Source organism: Achromobacter sp. ACM05 (assembly GCF_019218915.1).
Taxonomy (GTDB): domain Bacteria; phylum Pseudomonadota; class Gammaproteobacteria; order Burkholderiales; family Burkholderiaceae_B; genus Achromobacter; species Achromobacter animicus.
Map to the genome: position 1 here is coordinate 1,598,748 of NZ_JAHUWQ010000002.1, position 17,383 is coordinate 1,616,130.

General features: G+C 66.3%; 17 protein-coding genes. 5 read left to right on the forward strand and 12 right to left on the reverse strand.

The window, feature by feature from the left end; genetic code table 11:
• Positions 1-3 precede the first annotated feature (3 nt).
• The 3 genes from KW836_RS18230 to KW836_RS18240 are packed head-to-tail and all read left to right on the forward strand — an operon-like array spanning position 4 to position 2,629.
• Complete coding sequence (locus tag KW836_RS18230; RefSeq protein ID WP_218344247.1) at positions 4-759, forward strand: SDR family oxidoreductase; 756 nt, start codon at positions 4-6, stop codon at positions 757-759.
• A gap of 10 nt (positions 760-769) precedes the next feature.
• Complete coding sequence (gene lysS / locus KW836_RS18235; protein WP_175123385.1) at positions 770-2,293, forward strand: lysine--tRNA ligase; 1,524 nt, start codon at positions 770-772, stop codon at positions 2,291-2,293.
• Positions 2,294-2,308: 15 nt separating this feature from the next.
• Positions 2,309-2,629, forward strand: coding sequence for a preprotein translocase subunit TatB (locus KW836_RS18240; RefSeq protein WP_218344248.1), 321 nt, complete (start codon positions 2,309-2,311; stop codon positions 2,627-2,629).
• On the opposite strand, the gene KW836_RS18245 is transcribed toward KW836_RS18240, so the two are convergent.
• The 8 genes from KW836_RS18245 to KW836_RS18280 are packed head-to-tail and all read right to left on the reverse strand — an operon-like array spanning position 2,613 to position 11,107.
• Positions 2,613-3,263 (reverse strand): TetR/AcrR family transcriptional regulator, encoded by a 651-nt coding sequence (locus KW836_RS18245; RefSeq protein WP_218344249.1) that lies wholly within the window; start codon positions 3,261-3,263, stop codon positions 2,613-2,615. The two genes, KW836_RS18240 and KW836_RS18245, sit on opposite strands and share 17 nt — an antisense overlap.
• Before the next feature lie 6 nt (positions 3,264-3,269).
• On the reverse strand, positions 3,270-4,418 hold the full coding sequence (locus KW836_RS18250) for a thiolase family protein (RefSeq protein WP_218344250.1): 1,149 nt from the start codon (positions 4,416-4,418) through the stop codon (positions 3,270-3,272).
• Positions 4,415-6,259, reverse strand: a complete 1,845-nt coding sequence (locus KW836_RS18255) for a long-chain fatty acid--CoA ligase (RefSeq protein WP_175183801.1) — start codon at positions 6,257-6,259, stop codon at positions 4,415-4,417. Before KW836_RS18255 ends, KW836_RS18250 begins: the two co-directional genes overlap by 4 nt.
• Positions 6,256-7,077, reverse strand: coding sequence for an ABC transporter ATP-binding protein (locus KW836_RS18260; RefSeq protein ID WP_175123390.1), 822 nt, complete (start codon positions 7,075-7,077; stop codon positions 6,256-6,258). The genes KW836_RS18255 and KW836_RS18260 overlap by 4 nt, the downstream gene beginning before the upstream one ends.
• 52 nt (positions 7,078-7,129) lie before the next feature.
• On the reverse strand, positions 7,130-8,311 hold the full coding sequence (locus tag KW836_RS18265; RefSeq protein ID WP_175138341.1) for an ABC transporter substrate-binding protein: 1,182 nt from the start codon (positions 8,309-8,311) through the stop codon (positions 7,130-7,132).
• A gap of 52 nt (positions 8,312-8,363) precedes the next feature.
• Positions 8,364-9,401, reverse strand: a complete 1,038-nt coding sequence (locus KW836_RS18270) for a branched-chain amino acid ABC transporter permease (RefSeq protein WP_218344251.1) — start codon at positions 9,399-9,401, stop codon at positions 8,364-8,366.
• A gap of 3 nt (positions 9,402-9,404) precedes the next feature.
• A complete protein-coding gene (locus tag KW836_RS18275) occupies positions 9,405-10,283 on the reverse strand; it encodes a branched-chain amino acid ABC transporter permease (protein ID WP_175123392.1) in 879 nt (292 codons plus the stop codon).
• Positions 10,283-11,107 (reverse strand): ABC transporter ATP-binding protein, encoded by an 825-nt coding sequence (locus tag KW836_RS18280; RefSeq protein WP_218344252.1) that lies wholly within the window; start codon positions 11,105-11,107, stop codon positions 10,283-10,285. The genes KW836_RS18275 and KW836_RS18280 overlap by 1 nt, the downstream gene beginning before the upstream one ends.
• A 253-nt stretch (positions 11,108-11,360) precedes the next feature.
• On the opposite strand from KW836_RS18280, the gene KW836_RS18285 reads away from it, so the two are divergent.
• Complete coding sequence (locus KW836_RS18285) at positions 11,361-12,164, forward strand: enoyl-CoA hydratase/isomerase family protein (RefSeq protein WP_175183804.1); 804 nt, start codon at positions 11,361-11,363, stop codon at positions 12,162-12,164.
• 2 nt (positions 12,165-12,166) lie between these two features.
• On the opposite strand, the gene KW836_RS18290 is transcribed toward KW836_RS18285, so the two are convergent.
• Genes KW836_RS18290 through KW836_RS18300 form a run of 3 tightly spaced genes read right to left on the reverse strand, consistent with a single transcriptional unit; the run spans position 12,167 to position 15,155 of the window.
• On the reverse strand, positions 12,167-12,952 hold the full coding sequence (locus KW836_RS18290) for an enoyl-CoA hydratase/isomerase family protein (RefSeq protein ID WP_218344253.1): 786 nt from the start codon (positions 12,950-12,952) through the stop codon (positions 12,167-12,169).
• Entirely contained in the window at positions 12,949-14,160 is a 1,212-nt protein-coding gene (locus tag KW836_RS18295; RefSeq protein WP_175183806.1) for a CaiB/BaiF CoA-transferase family protein, read from the reverse strand. Before KW836_RS18295 ends, KW836_RS18290 begins: the two co-directional genes overlap by 4 nt.
• Positions 14,161-14,180: 20 nt before the next feature.
• Complete coding sequence (locus tag KW836_RS18300; RefSeq protein WP_175183807.1) at positions 14,181-15,155, reverse strand: tripartite tricarboxylate transporter substrate binding protein; 975 nt, start codon at positions 15,153-15,155, stop codon at positions 14,181-14,183.
• Between the two features lie 125 nt (positions 15,156-15,280).
• Between KW836_RS18300 and KW836_RS18305 the strand changes: the two genes are divergently transcribed.
• Positions 15,281-16,231 carry a LysR family transcriptional regulator gene (locus KW836_RS18305; RefSeq protein WP_370633045.1) on the forward strand — a complete coding sequence of 317 codons (951 nt, stop codon included), beginning with the start codon at positions 15,281-15,283 and terminating at the stop codon, positions 16,229-16,231.
• A 3-nt stretch (positions 16,232-16,234) separates the two neighbouring features.
• Here KW836_RS18305 and KW836_RS18310 read toward each other — a convergent pair whose 3' ends face one another.
• Entirely contained in the window at positions 16,235-17,119 is an 885-nt protein-coding gene (locus KW836_RS18310) for a methylglyoxal synthase (RefSeq protein ID WP_175138348.1), read from the reverse strand.
• Positions 17,120-17,383 lie beyond the last annotated feature (264 nt).

Here is a 17,383-nt window from a genome sequence, read left to right on the forward strand (position 1 = left end):
CGAATGTCCGACACCATTGCAATTCTCACCGGCGCTTCGCGCGGCATCGGCGCCGCCATGGCGCGCGGCCTGGTCAAACCCGGCACCCGCCTCATCACGCTGGCGCGCCGCGAAGACCCCGAGCTCGCCGCCCACGCGCGCTCGCAGGATGTGCAGCTGGAACAACTGTCCGTGGACCTCTCGGACCTGAAAGCGGCCGAATCCGCGGCTGAACGCATCTGCGCCGCGCTCCCGCGCGACGCCAAGCGCTATCTCCTGATCAACAACGCGGGCACGGTGCATCCCGTGGCGCGCACCGACGAACTCACCGACGGCGCGGCCATCACCGCCGCCTTCAACCTGAACGTCACCGCCGTCATGCTGCTCACGGCGCGCTTCCTCGCTGCCGTGGCCGACATCAAGGCCGACCGCCGCGTGCTGAACATCTCCTCCGGCGCGGGCCGCAACCCGAACGCGGGATGGGGCGTGTACTGCGCCACCAAGGCCGCGCTCGACATGCACGCCCGCGTCGTCAAGCAGGAACAAGGCGCCGACGGCGCGCGCATCGTCGCGCTGGCCCCCGGCATCGTCGACACCGACATGCAGGCCGCCATCCGTGCCAGCTCCGTCGAAAGCTTCCCCGCGCTGGCCAAGTTCCAGGACTTCCATGCCACCGGCAAGCTGTCCTCGCCCGCCAACGTAGCCTCCCGCATCCTCGCCTACCTGGATCGCGAAGATTTCGGCACGACCGAAATCGACGACATCCGCAATTACGACTGATCCCCCGACCATGACCGACCACTCGACCACTCCGGCTCCCGCCCAGGATGAAAACCGCTTGATCGCCGAACGGCGCGCCAAGCTGGCCAAACTGCGCGAAACCGGGGTCGCGTACCCCAACGATTTCGTCCCGGACGCCCGCGCCGCGGCCTTGCATGACAAGTACGACGGCGAGGAGCAGGAAGCCCTGGCCGCCGCCGCCGTCACCGTCAAGGTCGCCGGCCGCATGATGCTCAAGCGCGTCATGGGCAAGGCCAGCTTCGCCACGCTGCAGGACAGCACCGGCCGCATCCAGATCTACCTGGACCGCGGCACGCTCGGCGAAGACGTCTACGCCGCGTTCAAGCAATGGGACATCGGCGACATCATCGCGATCGAAGGGTCGGTCTTCAAGACCAACAAGGGTGAACTGTCGGTGCACGCCGCGTCCGCGCGCCTCCTGTCCAAGTCGCTGCGCCCCCTGCCCGACAAGTTCCACGGCGTTGCCGACCAGGAACTGCGCTACCGCCAGCGCTATGTCGACCTCATCATGACCGACGCCACGCGCCGCACGTTTGAAGCGCGCAGCAAGGCCGTGGGCAGCATCCGCCAGTTCATGCTGAACGCGGGCTTCCTCGAAGTCGAAACGCCCATGCTGCACCCGATCCCGGGCGGCGCGGCGGCCAAGCCCTTCGTCACGCACCACAATGCGCTGGACATGGAAATGTTCCTGCGCATCGCGCCCGAGCTCTACCTCAAGCGCCTGATCGTCGGCGGCTTTGAACGCGTGTTCGAAGTCAACCGCAACTTCCGCAACGAAGGCGTCAGCCCGCGTCACAACCCCGAATTCACGATGATGGAGTTCTACGCAGCCTTCGCGGACTACCGCTGGCTCATGGACTTCACCGAAGAACTGATCCGCCAGGCCGCCATCTCGGCCAGCGGCAGCGCCGTCCTGACCTACCAGGAACGCGAGCTTGACCTGTCCAAGCCCTTCGACCGCCTGACCATCTGCGAAGCCATCCTCAAGTACGCCGACGGCTACACGCAGGCCCAGCTGGATGACCCGGCGTTCGTGCGCGCCGAACTGAAGAAGCTGGGCGCGGACGCCGACGGCCCCGTGCTGTCGCGCGCCGGGCTGGGCGCGCTGCAACTGGCGCTGTTCGAAGAGACCGCCGAAGCCAAGCTCTGGAACCCCACCTACATCATCGACTACCCGGTCGAAGTCTCGCCGCTGGCGCGCGCCTCCGATACCCGCGAAGGCATCACCGAGCGCTTCGAACTCTTCATGACCGGCCGCGAAATCGCCAACGGCTTCTCGGAGTTGAACGACCCCGAAGACCAGGCCGAACGCTTCCGCTCGCAGGTCGAAGCCAAGGACGCCGGCGACGAGGAAGCCATGTTCTATGACGCGGACTACATCCGCGCCCTGGAATACGGCATGCCCCCGACGGGCGGTTGCGGTATCGGCATCGACCGCCTGGTCATGCTGCTGACCGACAGCCCCAGCATCCGCGACGTCATCCTCTTCCCGCACCTGCGCCGTGAAGACTGATCCCCGGAGCGCATCATGATCTTCAAGATCCTGATGCTGCTGCTGGTCGTGGCGGGGCTGGCCTACTGGATCAAGCAACCCCGCCGCATCCAGCCGGGCGCGCCCTACCGGACCATCCCCGCGCGGCGGCCGGTATTCATCGTCCTGTGCGTCGCCACCGCCATCTCGCTGATCGCGGCCATTCTGACCGCCTTGCTCTGGATGGGCGGCGTGGCAGGCGGCGTCACCGGCGGCGGCTATCACGGCGAAGCCGATTTCCTGCTGCCGGTTGCGGCCTCGCTGCTGGCCTTGTCGGTGGCGTGCGCCGTCGGCGCATTCCTCAAACGGCGGGGTTAGGGTCTACCGGCCACCTGCCCGCACCCGCCGGCAACGCCGGCAATGACGCCTGCAGCATGGCGTCGATGAACGCGGCGGGCGCCAGCCGGCCGCCCGGCTTGTACCACTGCACCGTCAAGTTCATTGCGCCCAGCACGCATCGCTTGATGACGCGTGCGTCCCCCTGCAGCAATCCCGCCTCCACCGCCCCCGCGACCACCGACTGCCACATCGCCTCGTAGCGATCGCTCAGCCCCTTCACGGCCGCCTGACTGGGCGCGGACAGGCTGCGCCATTCGTACACCAGTGCGTTCATCGCGTCCCCGCCCGCGCCGTGCAGCATGCTCCACATGTGCACGCGGAATAGCGCCGCCAGGCGGTCCTCCGGCTCAACATAGCTGGCCAGCGCCTTGCCGCCGAGGTCGATCACTTCCTGGATGCCGTTGTTCATGACGGCGACCAGGATCTCCTCCTTGCTACGAAAGTGATGGAACAGGCTGCCCGATTGCAGCCCCACGGCCTTGGCCAGTTCGCGCACCGTCGTGCGCTCGTAGCCATGCTTGCTGAAGAGCCGGCCGGCGGCCAGGACCAGTTCCCGCCGCCGCTCGGTCTCCGCGCCATCATCCCGCGGCGCGGCGGTCCCGGTCTTGTCCATGGCGCCTCAAACCCTCTGGATGATGGTCGCGGTCGCCATGCCGTGGCCGATGCACATGAGCTGCATGCCCAGCTCGCCTTCGGTCGCCTCCAGTCCCGCCAGCATCTTGGCCATCAGGCCCGCGCCCGTGGCGCCCAGCGGATGGCCATGCGCGATCGCGCCGCCCCACGGGTTCACACGCGCCAGGTCCGCGCCCATGTCGCGCTGCCAGGCCAGCACCACGCTCGCAAAGGCCTCGTTGATCTCGATCCAGTCGATGTCCTCCAGCGCCAGGCCCGCGCGCGACAGCGCCTGCCGCGCCGCCGGGATCACACCCGTCAGCTGCATCACGGGATCCGACCCCACCACCACCCGCGCCAGGAATCGCGCCCGCGGCCGCAAGCCGTCGGCCAGGGCCGTATCCTTGTCAGCCAGCAGCACCGCCGCCGCGCCGTCGGCGAGCTGGCTCGCATTGGCCGCGGTGACGCCGCCCTGGCCCGGCGGCCGCAACGCCGGCGCCATGGCCGCCATGCGGGCCGCGTCCGTGGTCTCGCGGATGCCCTCGTCGCGCAACGCCGGTGTGCCGGGCAGCAACTCCGCATGAAGTCCGGCGCTGGCCGCCGCCCAGGCCCGCGCGTGGCTCTCCCGCGCCCACTGATCCATCTCGGCCTGCGACAGCCCCCAATGGCTGGCAATGCGCTCCGCGCTCTCGATCTGATGGATCAGCGGATATCGCGCCAGCAGCGCCGGGTTCAGCGATTCAAAGCCCCGGAATTCCGTCTGGCCCAGCGTCACGTCCAGGAACATGGGCACGCGGCTCATACTCTCGACGCCGCCCGCGACCACGTAGCGCATGTCGCCCGCAGCGATGGCCTGCGCACCGAAATGCACGGCCTGCTGGCTGGACCCGCACATACGGTTGAGCGCCACGCCCGGCACGCTCTCCGGCAGCCCGGCCAACATGGCCGCCAGCCGCCCGATGTTTGCGCCCTGCTCACCCGCCTGGCTGACGCAGCCGGCGATCAGGTCCTCGACCTTGTCGCCGGGCAGCGCCGCGCGCGCCAGCAGTCCCTGCACGGTCTCGGCCAGCAGCGCGTCCGGCCGCGTCTGCGCCCACCATCCGCCGCGCCGCCCGAACGGCGTGCGCACGGCTTCCAGGATCACGGCTTGGTTCATGCCGTCGTCTCCTCAACGTAGAGCGTTTCAATTTCGTTGGCGTACGCGCGGTAGATGCTAGCGCGCCGCACCTTCATCGTCGCCGTCACCTCGCCGTCGTCGTGGTCCAGTTCCTTGGTCAACAGATGAAAACGCTTGATCTGCGACACCGGCGCCAACCCGGCGTTGGCCCGCGCGACCTCCTGCTGCACCAGCTCGCGCACTTGCGGGCATTCGGCCAGCGACCGGAAATGCGTGAATGCGATGCGCCGCGATTCGGCCCATTTGCCGACCGTGTCGAACTCCAGCTGGATCAGCGCAGACACGTACTTCCTGCCGTCGGCGATGACGATGCACTCCTTGACGTACGGGCTGCCCTTGACCGCGTTCTCGATTTCGGACGGCGTCAGGTTTTTGCCGCCCGCGGTGATCATGATGTCCTTGAGCCGGTCCACGATGCGCACGCGCCCGGCCTCCTCGGCCACGACATCGCCCGTGTGCAACCAGCCGTCGCGCACGGTGTCGGCCGTCGCTTCAGGGTTCTTGTAATAACCCTGGAACACCATGTCGCCGCGCACCAGGAGTTCAGCGGCCTCACCGATGCGCCATTCCACGCCGAGGATCGGCTCGCCCACCGTGCCCACTTTCACGCGGTCCGGATGCTGGCCAAAGATCATCCCGGTCGACTCCGTCAGGCCGTACACCTCGACCAGCGGCACGCCCAGCGTCCGAAAGTAGCGCACGACGTCCGGCGGGATCGGCGCGGCGCCCGTCATCGCCACCCGCACGCGCCGCAGCCCGATGAAGTTCTGCAAGGCGCGCAGCACCAGCCAATACCACAGCCAGTGCGTCAGCCGTTCGCCCAGCTGGTACTGCGCGGGGGACTTTTCCAGGAACGGCGCGCACTGCGCCAGCGCACGGGCGTACAGCCACCGCTGCACCGGTCCGGCCTCCTGCATCTTGATCGATATTGCGGCGTGCAGCTTTTCCCAGATGCGCGGCACACCCAGAAAAATCGTCGGCGCGACTTCGCGCAGGTCTTCCTGCACGGTGCGCAGCGACTCGCCAAAATTCACCTGCGAACCCAAATAGATGGGCACGAACGTGGACAACATCTGCTCGGCGACGTGACACAGCGGCAGGTACGACAGGTGCACGCTGGACGCATCCATCGACAGGCGATCGGCAATGCCGGGCGCCACGCCGCGCATGTTGCGATAGCTCAGCATCGCGCCCTTCGGTTTGCCGGTCGAACCGGACGTGTAGATCATCAACCCGGTGTCGTCCAGTTGCTGTCCGTCCAGCATCGTGTTCAGCGCGGTCAGTTCCACCGCCTCGCGCTGGCCGCCATCGGCCTCGACCTCGGCAAAGGTCACAATGCGCGCCCGATCCGCGTCGGCATACGATCGCAGGCCCTTCGTTTCGATCACCACAATGCGGCGCAGATGCGGCAGCCTGTCCGCCACCTGCAGCACCTTGTCCGTCTGCTCCTGGTCTTCGCACACCACCAGTTCCACATCCGCATGCGCCAGCACGTAGCCCATTTCCTCGGCCGGGCTGGTGGAATAGACCCCGACCGCCACACCGCCGGCCGCGCAGGCGCCCATCTGCGTCAGCAGCCATTCCACCCGGTTGTCCGAGACGATAGCAACCCGCCCGCCCACGCTAAGCCCCAGCGCGCGCAGTCCCAGGCCGACGCGGCAGGCGCGCTGCCAGTACTGATCCCACGTCATGGGCTTCCAGATGCCGAAGTCCTTCTGCCGGATCGCGACGGCGGACGGCTGCCGGCGCGCCTGCTCGCGCAGCATCTGCGGCAGCGTCAACGGCGGCCAGCCGCCCGGATCGGTATGCGCGTCCTTCATGACAGCCAGCGCTTGCGGCGCTTGTAGTGCTTGATGTCGCGAAAGCCCCGAGCCTCGCCCGAGCCGCCGATGCCCAGATAGAATTCGCGCACGTCGGGGTCCGCCGCCAGCTTGTCCGCGGAACCGTCGATCACCACCTTGCCGGTCTCCATGATGTAGCCGTAATGCGCCACTGCCAGCGCCACGGACGCGTTCTGCTCCACCAGCAGCATCGACACCCCCTGTTCGCTATTGATGCGCGCGATGATCGAAAAGATGCTTTCGACCAGCATCGGCGACAGTCCCAGCGACGGCTCGTCCAGCAGCATCAGCGTGGGCTGGGCGATCAGCGCGCGACCGATCGCCAGCATCTGCTGCTCGCCGCCGGACAGGTAACCGGCTAGCCCGCGCCGCCGCTCGAACAGCCGCGGGAAATAACCGTAGACCAGATCGAAGTCCGCGCGTGCCGCCTTCCGTCCGGTCAGCGCATACGTCGCCGCCACCAGGTTCTCTTCCACCGTCAGGTCCTCGAACACGCGCCGGCCTTCCATCACGTGCGCCAGGCCCGATCGCACCAGGTTCTGCGGCTTGATGCCCGCCGTATCGCCGCCGCCGAACACGATATGGCCCCGCACCAGCTCGCCGTCCTCCAGGTCCAGCAGTCCCGACACGGCCTTGAGCGTGGTCGATTTGCCGGCCCCGTTGCTGCCCAGAAGCGCCACGATGCTGCCGGCCGGCACCGACAGGGACAAGCCGCGCAGCACCTGCACCGCCTTGTTGTAGACGACCTCGATGTTGTTGATGTCGAGCACCGCCTTGGGCGGCGCCGTAGTGGTCACGCCCGCTCGCACCTCTGGCCCCCGCGCGTCATGCCCCGGATTCACGGCAGCCTCACTTGAGCACGATCCAGTCGGACGCCGGCACCATCTGCTTCTGCTTGACGTCCGCGCGATAGATCCGGCCCACGGGTATCGAGTTGCCCTTGATGGTGATCGGCACGCCGATCAGCCCGCCCGTATCGAAGTCCTTGATGCCATCCAGCGACGCCTTCATGTTGGCCGCGGTCAGTTCCTTGCCGGCGTCCAGCGTGCGCTTGGCGACCTCGGAAAACAGCATGGCTGCCAGGAACCCCTGCATGTAGCCCGTGCTCTGGTACTGGGGCCGCATCTCGCGGATCTTCTTGAGCATCGGCGCGTCGGCCGCCTGATCGTAGTAGTAGCGGTACGGCATCACACCCATGAAGCCCTCGGCATCCTCGCCCATCTGCATCACGGTCGAGTTGTCCATCGTCCAGAATGTGCCCATGTAGCGCGTCTTCAGCCCCATGCGCTTGCCCTGCCCCACGAACTCGGGGATCGGCGCCAGCACGTAGCCATGGAAGATGGTGAAGTCCGGATCCGCGCGGCGCAGCTTGATGACTTCTGTCGACACGTCCACGCTGCCTGGCGGCGTCATGATTTCGGTCGCCACCTTCAGGCCCAGTTTCTCGGCCACCGCACGCGAACTGGCGATCGGGTCGCGGCCGAACTCCGTGTCCGAATACACGAACGCCACCTTGGCGCCCGGCTGCTCCTTGGCGATGTAGCGCAGCAGGATGCCGAACATCTCGGTGTAATCCGGCCCCAGCATGAACTGGGCGGGATACTTGGCCGGGTCATTCAGTTCGGTCGCAAACGACGCGCCCGTCATCAGGATGTCGCCCGTTCGGTTCAGCTCGGCGTTGATGGTCTTGGAAAAGCCCGTCGAATCGCCGTAATAGAAATTGACCTTGTTCTGGCTGGTGATCTTCTTGAACGCCGCCACTGACGCGTCCACCTTGTACGCGGTGTCCTCCGGCACGTAACGCAGCTTGCGGCCCTTGATGCCGCCCTGGTCGTTGATGATCTTCACGTAATCCGTGATCCCGGCGTGGATGCCCTGCCCCGCAAAGGCGAACACGCCGCTCAGCGGGATCGAGCCGCCCAGCACCAGATCCTCGGCCGCCTGCGCGGCGGGCGCCGCCGTCAGTGCCGCCGCCAGGCCCAATGGGGCCAACAATCTCGATAAACCGCTGCCTATCCGGATGCGCTTCATGGTTTGTCTCCTGGGTCTTATAGGTGGCCGCCGTCACGCCGCACGCATCGCGCTACGTGCGAAATGGCCATAGGTGAAAGAATCGGCGCACGCGCCGCCAGATTTCCGCGAGCCCGTGCGGCTCGAAGATCAGGAAGCCCACGATCAGCAGGCCGAAAACAATGGTGCGCACCGGCGATATCAGCCGCAGTGCGTCGCCGCCCACCGGCAGCCAGCCGACAACCAGCTTCAGGAACTCGGGCACCATCGTCATGAAGATGGCGCCCAGGATGGATCCCAGAATCGAGCCCATGCCGCCCACGATGATGGCCGCCAGAAAGAAGATCGACATGATGAGCGGAAAGCTCTCGGGCGTGACCACGCGGAAAAAGTACGCCCACAAACCGCCCGCCACGCCGGCGTAGAACGAAGACAGTCCGAAGGACAGCAGCTTGTAGCGCAAGAGCCGGATGCCCAGCACCTCGGCGGAAATGTCGCGGTCGCGGATCGCGATGAACGCCCGGCCGATGCGCGTGCGGAACAGATTGGCCGCGCCCAGCACCATCAGCACGGTCACCGGCACGATCAGCCAGTAGATCTTGAACGAGGTGTCCAGGTCCATGCCCAGGACGCGCGCCGGCGGCACCTGCAGGCCGCTTGTGCCGCCGGTGAATTGCCAGTTTGCAAAGATGAAATGCGCGATGAAGGACGCGGCGATCGTGGAAATCGCCAGGTACAGTCCTTTCACCCGCAACGAGGGTATGCCGACCAGCAGCCCGCCCAGCATTGCCACGATGCCGCCGGCCAGCAGGTTGACGAGAACCGGCGTGCTCAGGTGCAGCTCCATCACCCCCACGGTGTACGCGCCCAGGCCCATGAAAGCCGCCTGCCCCAGGCTGACCAGCCCGGTGTAGCCGGTCAGGATGTTCAGCCCCGTCGCGCTGGCGATGTTGATGGCGACCAGGCACGCCAGATACAGCCAATAGGCGTTCGCCACAAAGGGAAACAGCACCAGCGAGGCCGCCAGCAGCGCAAGCCACACGCGCTGCGTGCGCGTGTCGACAAGCGCCTCGTCGGCCAGGTAAGTCTGCTTGGCGGTCGCGATGCGCATGGATCAAAGCCTCTCGATTTCACGGGTGCCGAACAAGCCATAGGGCCTGGCCATCAGCACGACCACCAGCACAACGAACGTGGCCAGCAGCTTGTACTCGCCCCCCAGATACGCGCCGGCCCACGCTTCCAGCAGGCCGATGAAGATGCCGCCAACCAGCGCGCCGGCAACGCTGTCCAAACCGCCCACGATCACGACCACCAGCACCGACAGCCCGAACACGCCCATCGACGACGAAATGCCGCCGATCGCGCCCACGATCACGCCTGACACCGCGGCAATGGCGCCCGCCGTCACCCACGCCAGCGAAAACACGCGCGGCACGTTGATGCCCATCGCATACGCCGCGCCCTGATCCGACGCGGTCGCGCGCAGGGCCACGCCGCCGCGCCAGTAGCGGAACACCACCAGCACCAGCAGCGCCAGCACCACCGCCACCCAGAAGCCGTAGAACACTTTGGGCGCCACGAACGCCTCGCCCACCATGACGGGCGCGCGCGGCATGAACTCCGGCAGGCGCCGCTGATCGGCCGTCCAGATGAGTTCGACCGCGCCGACCAGAATCGACGCGAGGCCCACAGTGATCATGAAGACGGAGATCGGCGATTCGCCCAGCATCGGCCGTATCGTCAAGCGCTCGACAACGGCGCCCAGCGCGCCGGACACGACGACCGCGCCGACGATGGCCAGCCAGATCGGCCACTCCATGCCCGTCGCAAACGCATAGAACACGTAGGCGCCCAGCATCAGGAACTCGCCGATGGCGATGTTGACCACGCGGGTCGCCTTGTACACGATCACGAACGCCAGCGCGGCCAGGGCATACAGGCCGCCGCTGCCCAGCCCGGCCAGCGACACCTCCAGCAGGAACAGCCAGTCCATCAGGCCGCCTCCCGCAACCGCCGGCGCAGATCGCCCACGTCGCCCGCGCCCAGATACGCCTTGATGACCTCGGGATTGGCCTGCACCTCTGCCGGCGAGCCATGGGCGATCACCTGCCCAAAGTTCAGCACCACGACGTGATCCGACAGGTCCATCACCATGCCCATGTCGTGCTCCACCATCAGCACGGTCACGCCCCATTCAGAGCGCGCATCCAGGATAAAGCGCGCCATGTCGTCCGTCTCTTCGCGGTTCATGCCGGCAACCGGCTCGTCCAGCATCAGCACCTTCGGCTGCATCGCCAGCGCCCGCGCCAGCTCCACCCGCTTTTGCAGCCCATACGACAGCGCCGCGACCGGCGCGTGGCGGATATGGTCGATCTCCAGGAAGTCGATGATGCGTTCTTCGATGTCCGCCCGCAGCGCCATTTCCTCGCGGCGCGCGCGGCCCAGGTAGAACAGCGCATCCAGCACGTTGGTGCGCAGATGCGCGTGGCGGCCCAGCTTGATGTTGTCCAGCACCGTCATGCCGCGGAACAACGCAATGTTCTGGAAGCTGCGCGCCAGCCCAAGCCTGGCGCGTTCCGGCGCATGCACGCGCGTGATGTCGCGGCCCTCGAAGCGGATGCGTCCGGCGGCCGGTTTGTAGAACCCGGAGATCGTGTTGAACAGCGAGGTCTTGCCGGCGCCGTTCGGGCCGATGACCGTGGTGATGGAGCCGGGCGCGACGCGAAAGCCCACATTGGTGAGCGCCTTCACCCCGCCGAACGCCAGCGTCACCCCCTCGGCCTCCAGCAACGCAGGCCTGTCGGACTGATCCACCATTCGTCTCCCCGCTTTTGATGCGAAGTTTTTTGCCGCCTGAGGCGGGCATTTTTTACGACGGTGAACCTGGCGACCCTGCGAGGCAGGTGATGCAACGAACCTGTCTTTACCTTCGCCAGTACAGCGCCGGAAAATCGTTCTATGCGTTACGCTAAGCGAGCTCGAACCCCAACCAAGCAAGCGCTCGGTTCAGACCATAGCATCGCGGTTTTTTGATCGACAGTTGGTATTTACCCGACAACGGAGACTCGCCATGACCCAGGAACTACCGGAGTTCCAGACGCTGTTGCTGGAGACCGACGGCGCCCTCGCCACTCTGACGCTGAACCGGGCGGACGCGCTCAACGCCATCGATGTCGCCATGGCCCGCGACCTGCTGCGGGCCGCGCAGTGGCTCGAAACGCGCGACGCCGTGAAGGTCGTGCTGTTGCGCGGCGTGGGCAAGGCCTTCTGCGCGGGCGGCGACATCAGCATGTTCACGGGCGACACGGCAACGGTGCGCGCCACGCTGTCGGATCTCTTCACGCCACTCAATGATTTCGTCGCGCGCATTCCGCGCATGGACAAGGTCTGGCTCGCGCAGGTGCACGGCGTGGCAGCGGGCGCGGGCCTGTCGCTGGTGCTGGCTTGCGATCTGGCCATCGCCGAAGCCGGCGCACGCTTCATGACGGCCTACCTGAAGCTCGGCGCCACGCCCGATGCCGGCATGACGCATGGCCTCATCCGCGCCGCCGGTCCCAAGCGCGCGCTTGATCTTCTGTTGCGGCACGACGCGTTCACCGCTGACGAGGCGCAGGAGTGGGGCATCATCACGCGCACCGCGCCGGCCGGTGAACTGGCGGCTGCGGCGCAGGCTTATGCGCAGGATTTCGCCCGCCACGCACCGCACGGCATTGCAGGCGCCAAGGCATTGCTGCGCAGTGCCGCGCACGCGCCGCTGGAAACGCAGCTTGCCGAAGAGACCGCACGCTTTCTGCAGTCGGCCGCGCGGGCGGACTTCGCGGAGGGCGTCGCGGCGTTCCGCGAAAAGCGCCCTCCCCGTTTCACCGGCCAGTAGCGCTAGCGCGCCTCGGCGACGCTGGCCCAGTCGGGCGCGCGCTTCTGCACGAAGGCGCTCAAGCCTTCGTGCGCCTCCGGCGTGGCAGCGGCGTTGCAGAACACCTCCACCGCCGTCGCGACCCGGCGCCGGTACTCGTTGTCGTTGCTGTACACGAATGCGCGCCGTCCCATCGCCAGGACTTCCGGGGGCTTGGCGGCCAGCGACCGCGCCAGCGCGCGCGCTTGATCCAGCAGCTCGGCCTCCGGCGCCACGCGCGTCGCCAAACCCATCGCGTGCGCCTCGTGCGCGTCGAAGGTGCGGCCGGTGAACAGCAGATCGAACGCCCGGTGCTTGCCCACGATGGCCGGCAGATGCACGTAATGAATGGCGGGCAGCACACCCACGTCGATCTCCGGATAACCGAATGTCGCGGTGTCGGCCGCCACAATCATGTCGCTGGAAATCGCGACCGTCATGCCGCCGCCGCGCACCGCGCCCGACACGACGGATATCGACGGCTTGGTCAGATTGAACTGCGCGTCATACAGCTTGATGTAGAGCCGCGTCAACAACTCGCGCACGCGCGCGGGCGTGCTTTGCAGCAGCTGCTTCATATCCAGCCCCGCGCAAAATCGGCCCGGCAGACCGCTCGCCAGCAGCACCGCGCGCACGGACGGATCCGCATCTGCCTCGTCCAGCGCGCCGATCAGCGCGTCCAGCACGCCCACGTCCAGCGCGTTGACGGGCGCATGGCACAGATGAATTTCCGCAATGCTGTCGCGGACTTCATAAAGCAAAGGACTCATTTTGCATCTCCGTGGCCGGTGTGTTGCTGCACGCTGCCGGTTGCCAGCATCGCTGCGACCTCCGATGCGTCAAAGCCCAGTTCCGCAAGGATCTCGCGGCTGTGCTCGCCCAGCATCGGCGCGGGCCGCGCAGCGACGCGCGGCTGCCGTCCGAATCGCACGGGCAGGCCTACGTTGCGCACCTCGCCCAGGACCGGATGCTGGCTCGTCACGATCAACTCACGCGTCGCGACCTGCGGATGCGCCAGCGCCTGGTCCAACGTGTGAATGGCGGAACAGGCAATGCCCGCCGGCTTGAGCAAGTCGAGCCATTGCGCCACCGTGCGCGTCTCGATGCACGACTGCACCAGGGCAACCGTCGCATCAAAGTTGCGGACACGTTCGGCATTGGTCGCAAACGCCGGCGCATCCACATAATCCTGCAGCCCCGCCGCCGCGCAGAAACGCCGCCACTGCGCGTCGTTGCCCACCCCCAGCATCAGATCGCCATCGGATGCGCGAAAGGCCTGGTAAGGACACATGGCCGGATGCCCGGTGCCCATACGGCGGGGCACCTTGCCCGTGCGCCAATAGTTCTGCGCCATGTAGGACATCAGGCCCAACGACGTATCCAGCAGCGACACGTCCAGATACTGCCCCTTGCCCGTCTGGCCGCGCTCCAGCAGCGCCGCCAGAATCCCGCTCAGCGCAAACGAACCGGTGCCCAGATCCACGGGCGAAAAGCTGGCACGCGCAAAATTGCCGCCCGGATCGCCCATCGTGCTGATCATGCCGCTGAAGGCTTGCAGCATGACGTCGTAGCCGGGCTCCTCGCCCATCGGGCCTTCACGGCCATAGCCCGAGATCTCGCAATACACGAGGCGCGGGTTGATGCCAGCCAGCGTCTCGTAATCCACGCCCAGCCGCGCGGCGGTCTTGCCGCCAAATCCCTGCAGCACGACGTCGGCCTGCGCGGCCAGGCGATGCACCACCGCCCGCCCCGCCTCGGACTTCAAGTCCACCGCCAGGCTGCGCTTGTTGTGATTGACGGCCAGAAAGGTCGCGGATTGGCCCGCATCCTGCGGCAACCACGCCCGCGTATCGTCGCCGGTGCCCACCGGTTCGACCTTGATCACGCGCGCGCCAAGCTCGCCCAGATACTGCCCGCACAGCGGCCCCGCAAGCACCTTGCTCAGGTCCAGGACCGTGATGTTCTTCAATGGAGTCATGCGATGCCCGCCTGCCGTGTTCACTGTTCCGCCTTCAGCCCAATGGTGTTCGCGGCCTGCGTCCACTGCGCGGTTTCCTGCTTGAAGAAGTCATCCAGCTTGGCCGGCGCCACCTGAAAGGCCTCGGCCCCGCGCTCCTGCATCGCTTTGCGGTACGCGTCGCTGCCCACCACCTTGGCGACCGCGGCGCGCAGCTTCTGCACGACGTCGTCTGGCGTGCCGGCGGGCGTCTGCAACGCGAACCAGAACTTCAAATCCAGACTGGGGTAGCCCGCTTCCTTCAAGGTGGGCACGTTCGGCAGCAACGGCGATCGTTCGGCGGACGTAATGGCCAGCGCCTTCAACCGGCCGCCTTGCACCTGCCCGATGCTGGTGGACATGCTGTCGAACAGAAAGTCGACCTGCCCGCCGATCACATCGGTCACGGCATTGGCGCTGCCCTTGTAGGCCACACCCACAGCCTGAAAATTGGCCAGCTTCTGCAGCGACGCGCCGTACACGTGCGGCGAGCTGCCAGGACCGAACGTCGCGTAGCTCAGGCCGTGCGGCGCGCTGCGCCCGCGCTCGACCAGCTCGGCCAGCGTGTTGACGGGCGTGCGCTCGGGGTTCACCACCAGCAGGTTCGGCATCGCGCCCGTCGTGCCGACCGGCACATAATCCTTCAGCGGATGCATCTTGGCGCTGGGATACATCAGCGGATTGATGGCCTGCATGGCCACCGTGTTGTGCATCAGCGTGTAGCCATCGGCCGGACCATTGAGCACGCTCTGGTAGCCCACGTTTCCGCTCGCGCCCGGCTTGTTCTGCACGATGACCTGCTGGCCCAGTTCACGCGCCAGCGGCTCGGCCACCAGACGCGCGATGAAATCCGTTGGCCCGCCCGCTGAAAACGGCACCACCAGCGTGATGGGCTTGGAGGGCCACGCTTCCGCAAACGCGGGCGCGGACAGCGCCGAACAAGCGAGGCAGGCGGCAAACAGTTTGTTGAGCGTCATGATGTCTCCTGTGGTTCTTCTTGGATGACGCCCATTATCGGAAGCGGATTGCTATATTAGAAGTACCGTTTAAATATGCGGGCCATAACAAAAAAATGATGGCCCGCCGTTTTTTGGGATCCTTCATGTCCATGTCCATACGCGCGATGCAATGCTTTGTCGCGGTGGTGTCAACGGGTTCGATCAGCCGCGCCGCCACGGCGCTGCATGTGGCCCAGCCTGCGCTCAGTTTGCAGATCCGCAATCTTGAAGAAGACCTGGGCGTCGTCCTGCTGCAACGCAGCGCCCGCGGCGTCACGCCCACCGCGGCGGGCACGCGCCTGTTGGCGCATGCGCGTGAAATCCTCGGCCGCATCGACGCGGCGCGTGCCGATGTGCGTGAAGACCTCAACGCGCCGCGTGGCACGGTGTCGCTGGCCATGTCGATGTCCATGGCCAAGCTGCTGACGGTGCCGCTACTGCGGTTCAGCCTCGCCCACTGGCCGGGCGTCTACTTGAAGATCATCGAGTCCAGCACGGGCTACATCCCCGGCTTCGTGAGCTCGGGCCATGCCGATCTGGGACTGACATTCAGCGATGAAGCGTCCGTCGATCTGCGTTTCCAGCATCTGATCGACGAGGAGCTGGTGGTCGTATCACCGCCCCTGGCAAAACGCGGCAAACACGGCAAACGCGCATCAGCAGAGCTGGCTGCGCTGCCGACCATCAGCCTGCGCGCCCTGTCCGCGTTGCCTTTGGTGCTGCCGGGCAATCCGCACAGCCTGCGACGCTTACTGGATCAATATCAGCAGCGCGAACAGGTTGAATTCCGCGTCATTGCCGAAGCCAACGCCATCCCGCAGCTGATCGAGCTGGCGCAGGTCGGGGTCGCCCATACGATCCTGTCGTTTGAAGCCGTACGCCAGGAGGCCGAGCGCGGCCTCGTGCAATTGCGGCGGATCAGCCGGCCCCGTCTGACCCGCCCGGTATTCCTGTGCCGTTCCGACGTGCTGCCGCTGTCGCTGGCGGCGGCAGCCGTCGCGGACCGCGTCGCCCGCATCATCACCGACGCGGGGCCTGCCGCGGCGCGCGCGTAGCGCTCAGACGATCCGCTTTTCGACCGCTTGCGCCCAGCGGCGCGCGACCGTGGGCGACGTGGCGCAGGTGGCGGACTCGGTGACGACGCGCACCGCCCGTTCCAGCAGCTGGATATCGGCCTCGTGCTGGCGTGCGACGTGGGGGTCTTCAAAGAAGATGACGCGCTGGCATTGGTGCTCAAGCACCAGCTCCGCAATCTGCGCATCGCCGCCCAGGGGACCGCTCAGGTAGCGATGCACCCACGGCGAGTCCTTGGGCCAGCCGCGTGACCACGCCAGCTCATTCAGCCGGCCGCCGGTCGTGCCGGTGGCCACGCGCCGGGCAAAGCGCGACAGCACATCGAAATGCTCGCTGGCAAACGCCACCATCTCGTCCTTGAGCGCGTCGTGGGCGATCATCGCCAGCGTCTGACCCGAGAAATTGAAATGGCGCGACGCGGACGCATCCGGCGCCAGCCCGGCGTGTATGCGTTCGACCTCCATCCATTCGATGGCACCCGCCAGCGTCGAAATGAACGGACGGCCGTGCGTAATGCACTGCCGCTTGAGCGCCAGCGCTTCGGGAAAAATCGACGACGGGTCAACGGGATCGATCAGGTAGATCGCGCCATCAAACGGCGCCTGGCCGTCACGACCTTCGGTCACGCGCGCCACCAGCTTCATCAGACCGCCCTCGCGGCCGTACGGGTAACGGATCAGACCGGGATAACCCTGCAGCATGCCTTCGCGCACGATCGCATCATGGGTGCGCCCCACCGTGTGCAACTGCACGCCCAGCTCGCGGATGGTGGACGAACACGCACGCAGCCAGGTGAACAGGGCAGCGTCGGGGGTTTCATGGTGCAAACGATTGGCGGCCAGGCCAAAACGCAATTGGGCAGCGGGCATCGGTGGACTCGGCTGGAAAGGACAAACAAACGGATCCCCGATAATACCGTGGCGCGCGCGACGCGAGCATGTCATGCGCGAGACCGCGCCCGACGCTGCCCGCAGCCTGGCCGCTTCGCCCAAAAAAAACGCTCCCTACTGAACTGACCCCCGAAAGTTGGACATTGATCCAACCTTCGGGGGTTTTTACATGGCGAAGTACGAAGAGCAATTCAAGATCAAAGTGGTGCAGGCGTACCTGCAAGGCACGGACGGCTTCAAATC

Coding starts and splice junctions, on each gene's coding strand:
- KW836_RS18230 (WP_218344247.1), top strand. CDS start 4: ATGTCCGACACCATTGCAATTCTCACCGGCGCTTCGCGCGGCATCGGC.
- lysS (WP_175123385.1), top strand. CDS start 770: ATGACCGACCACTCGACCACTCCGGCTCCCGCCCAGGATGAAAACCGC.
- KW836_RS18240 (WP_218344248.1), top strand. CDS start 2,309: ATGATCTTCAAGATCCTGATGCTGCTGCTGGTCGTGGCGGGGCTGGCC.
- KW836_RS18245 (WP_218344249.1), bottom strand. CDS start 3,263: ATGGACAAGACCGGGACCGCCGCGCCGCGGGATGATGGCGCGGAGACC.
- KW836_RS18250 (WP_218344250.1), bottom strand. CDS start 4,418: ATGAACCAAGCCGTGATCCTGGAAGCCGTGCGCACGCCGTTCGGGCGG.
- KW836_RS18255 (WP_175183801.1), bottom strand. CDS start 6,259: ATGAAGGACGCGCATACCGATCCGGGCGGCTGGCCGCCGTTGACGCTG.
- KW836_RS18265 (WP_175138341.1), bottom strand. CDS start 8,311: ATGAAGCGCATCCGGATAGGCAGCGGTTTATCGAGATTGTTGGCCCCA.
- KW836_RS18270 (WP_218344251.1), bottom strand. CDS start 9,401: ATGCGCATCGCGACCGCCAAGCAGACTTACCTGGCCGACGAGGCGCTT.
- KW836_RS18275 (WP_175123392.1), bottom strand. CDS start 10,283: ATGGACTGGCTGTTCCTGCTGGAGGTGTCGCTGGCCGGGCTGGGCAGC.
- KW836_RS18280 (WP_218344252.1), bottom strand. CDS start 11,107: ATGGTGGATCAGTCCGACAGGCCTGCGTTGCTGGAGGCCGAGGGGGTG.
- KW836_RS18285 (WP_175183804.1), top strand. CDS start 11,361: ATGACCCAGGAACTACCGGAGTTCCAGACGCTGTTGCTGGAGACCGAC.
- KW836_RS18290 (WP_218344253.1), bottom strand. CDS start 12,952: ATGAGTCCTTTGCTTTATGAAGTCCGCGACAGCATTGCGGAAATTCAT.
- KW836_RS18295 (WP_175183806.1), bottom strand. CDS start 14,160: ATGACTCCATTGAAGAACATCACGGTCCTGGACCTGAGCAAGGTGCTT.
- KW836_RS18300 (WP_175183807.1), bottom strand. CDS start 15,155: ATGACGCTCAACAAACTGTTTGCCGCCTGCCTCGCTTGTTCGGCGCTG.
- KW836_RS18305 (WP_370633045.1), top strand. CDS start 15,281: ATGTCCATGTCCATACGCGCGATGCAATGCTTTGTCGCGGTGGTGTCA.
- KW836_RS18310 (WP_175138348.1), bottom strand. CDS start 17,119: ATGCCCGCTGCCCAATTGCGTTTTGGCCTGGCCGCCAATCGTTTGCAC.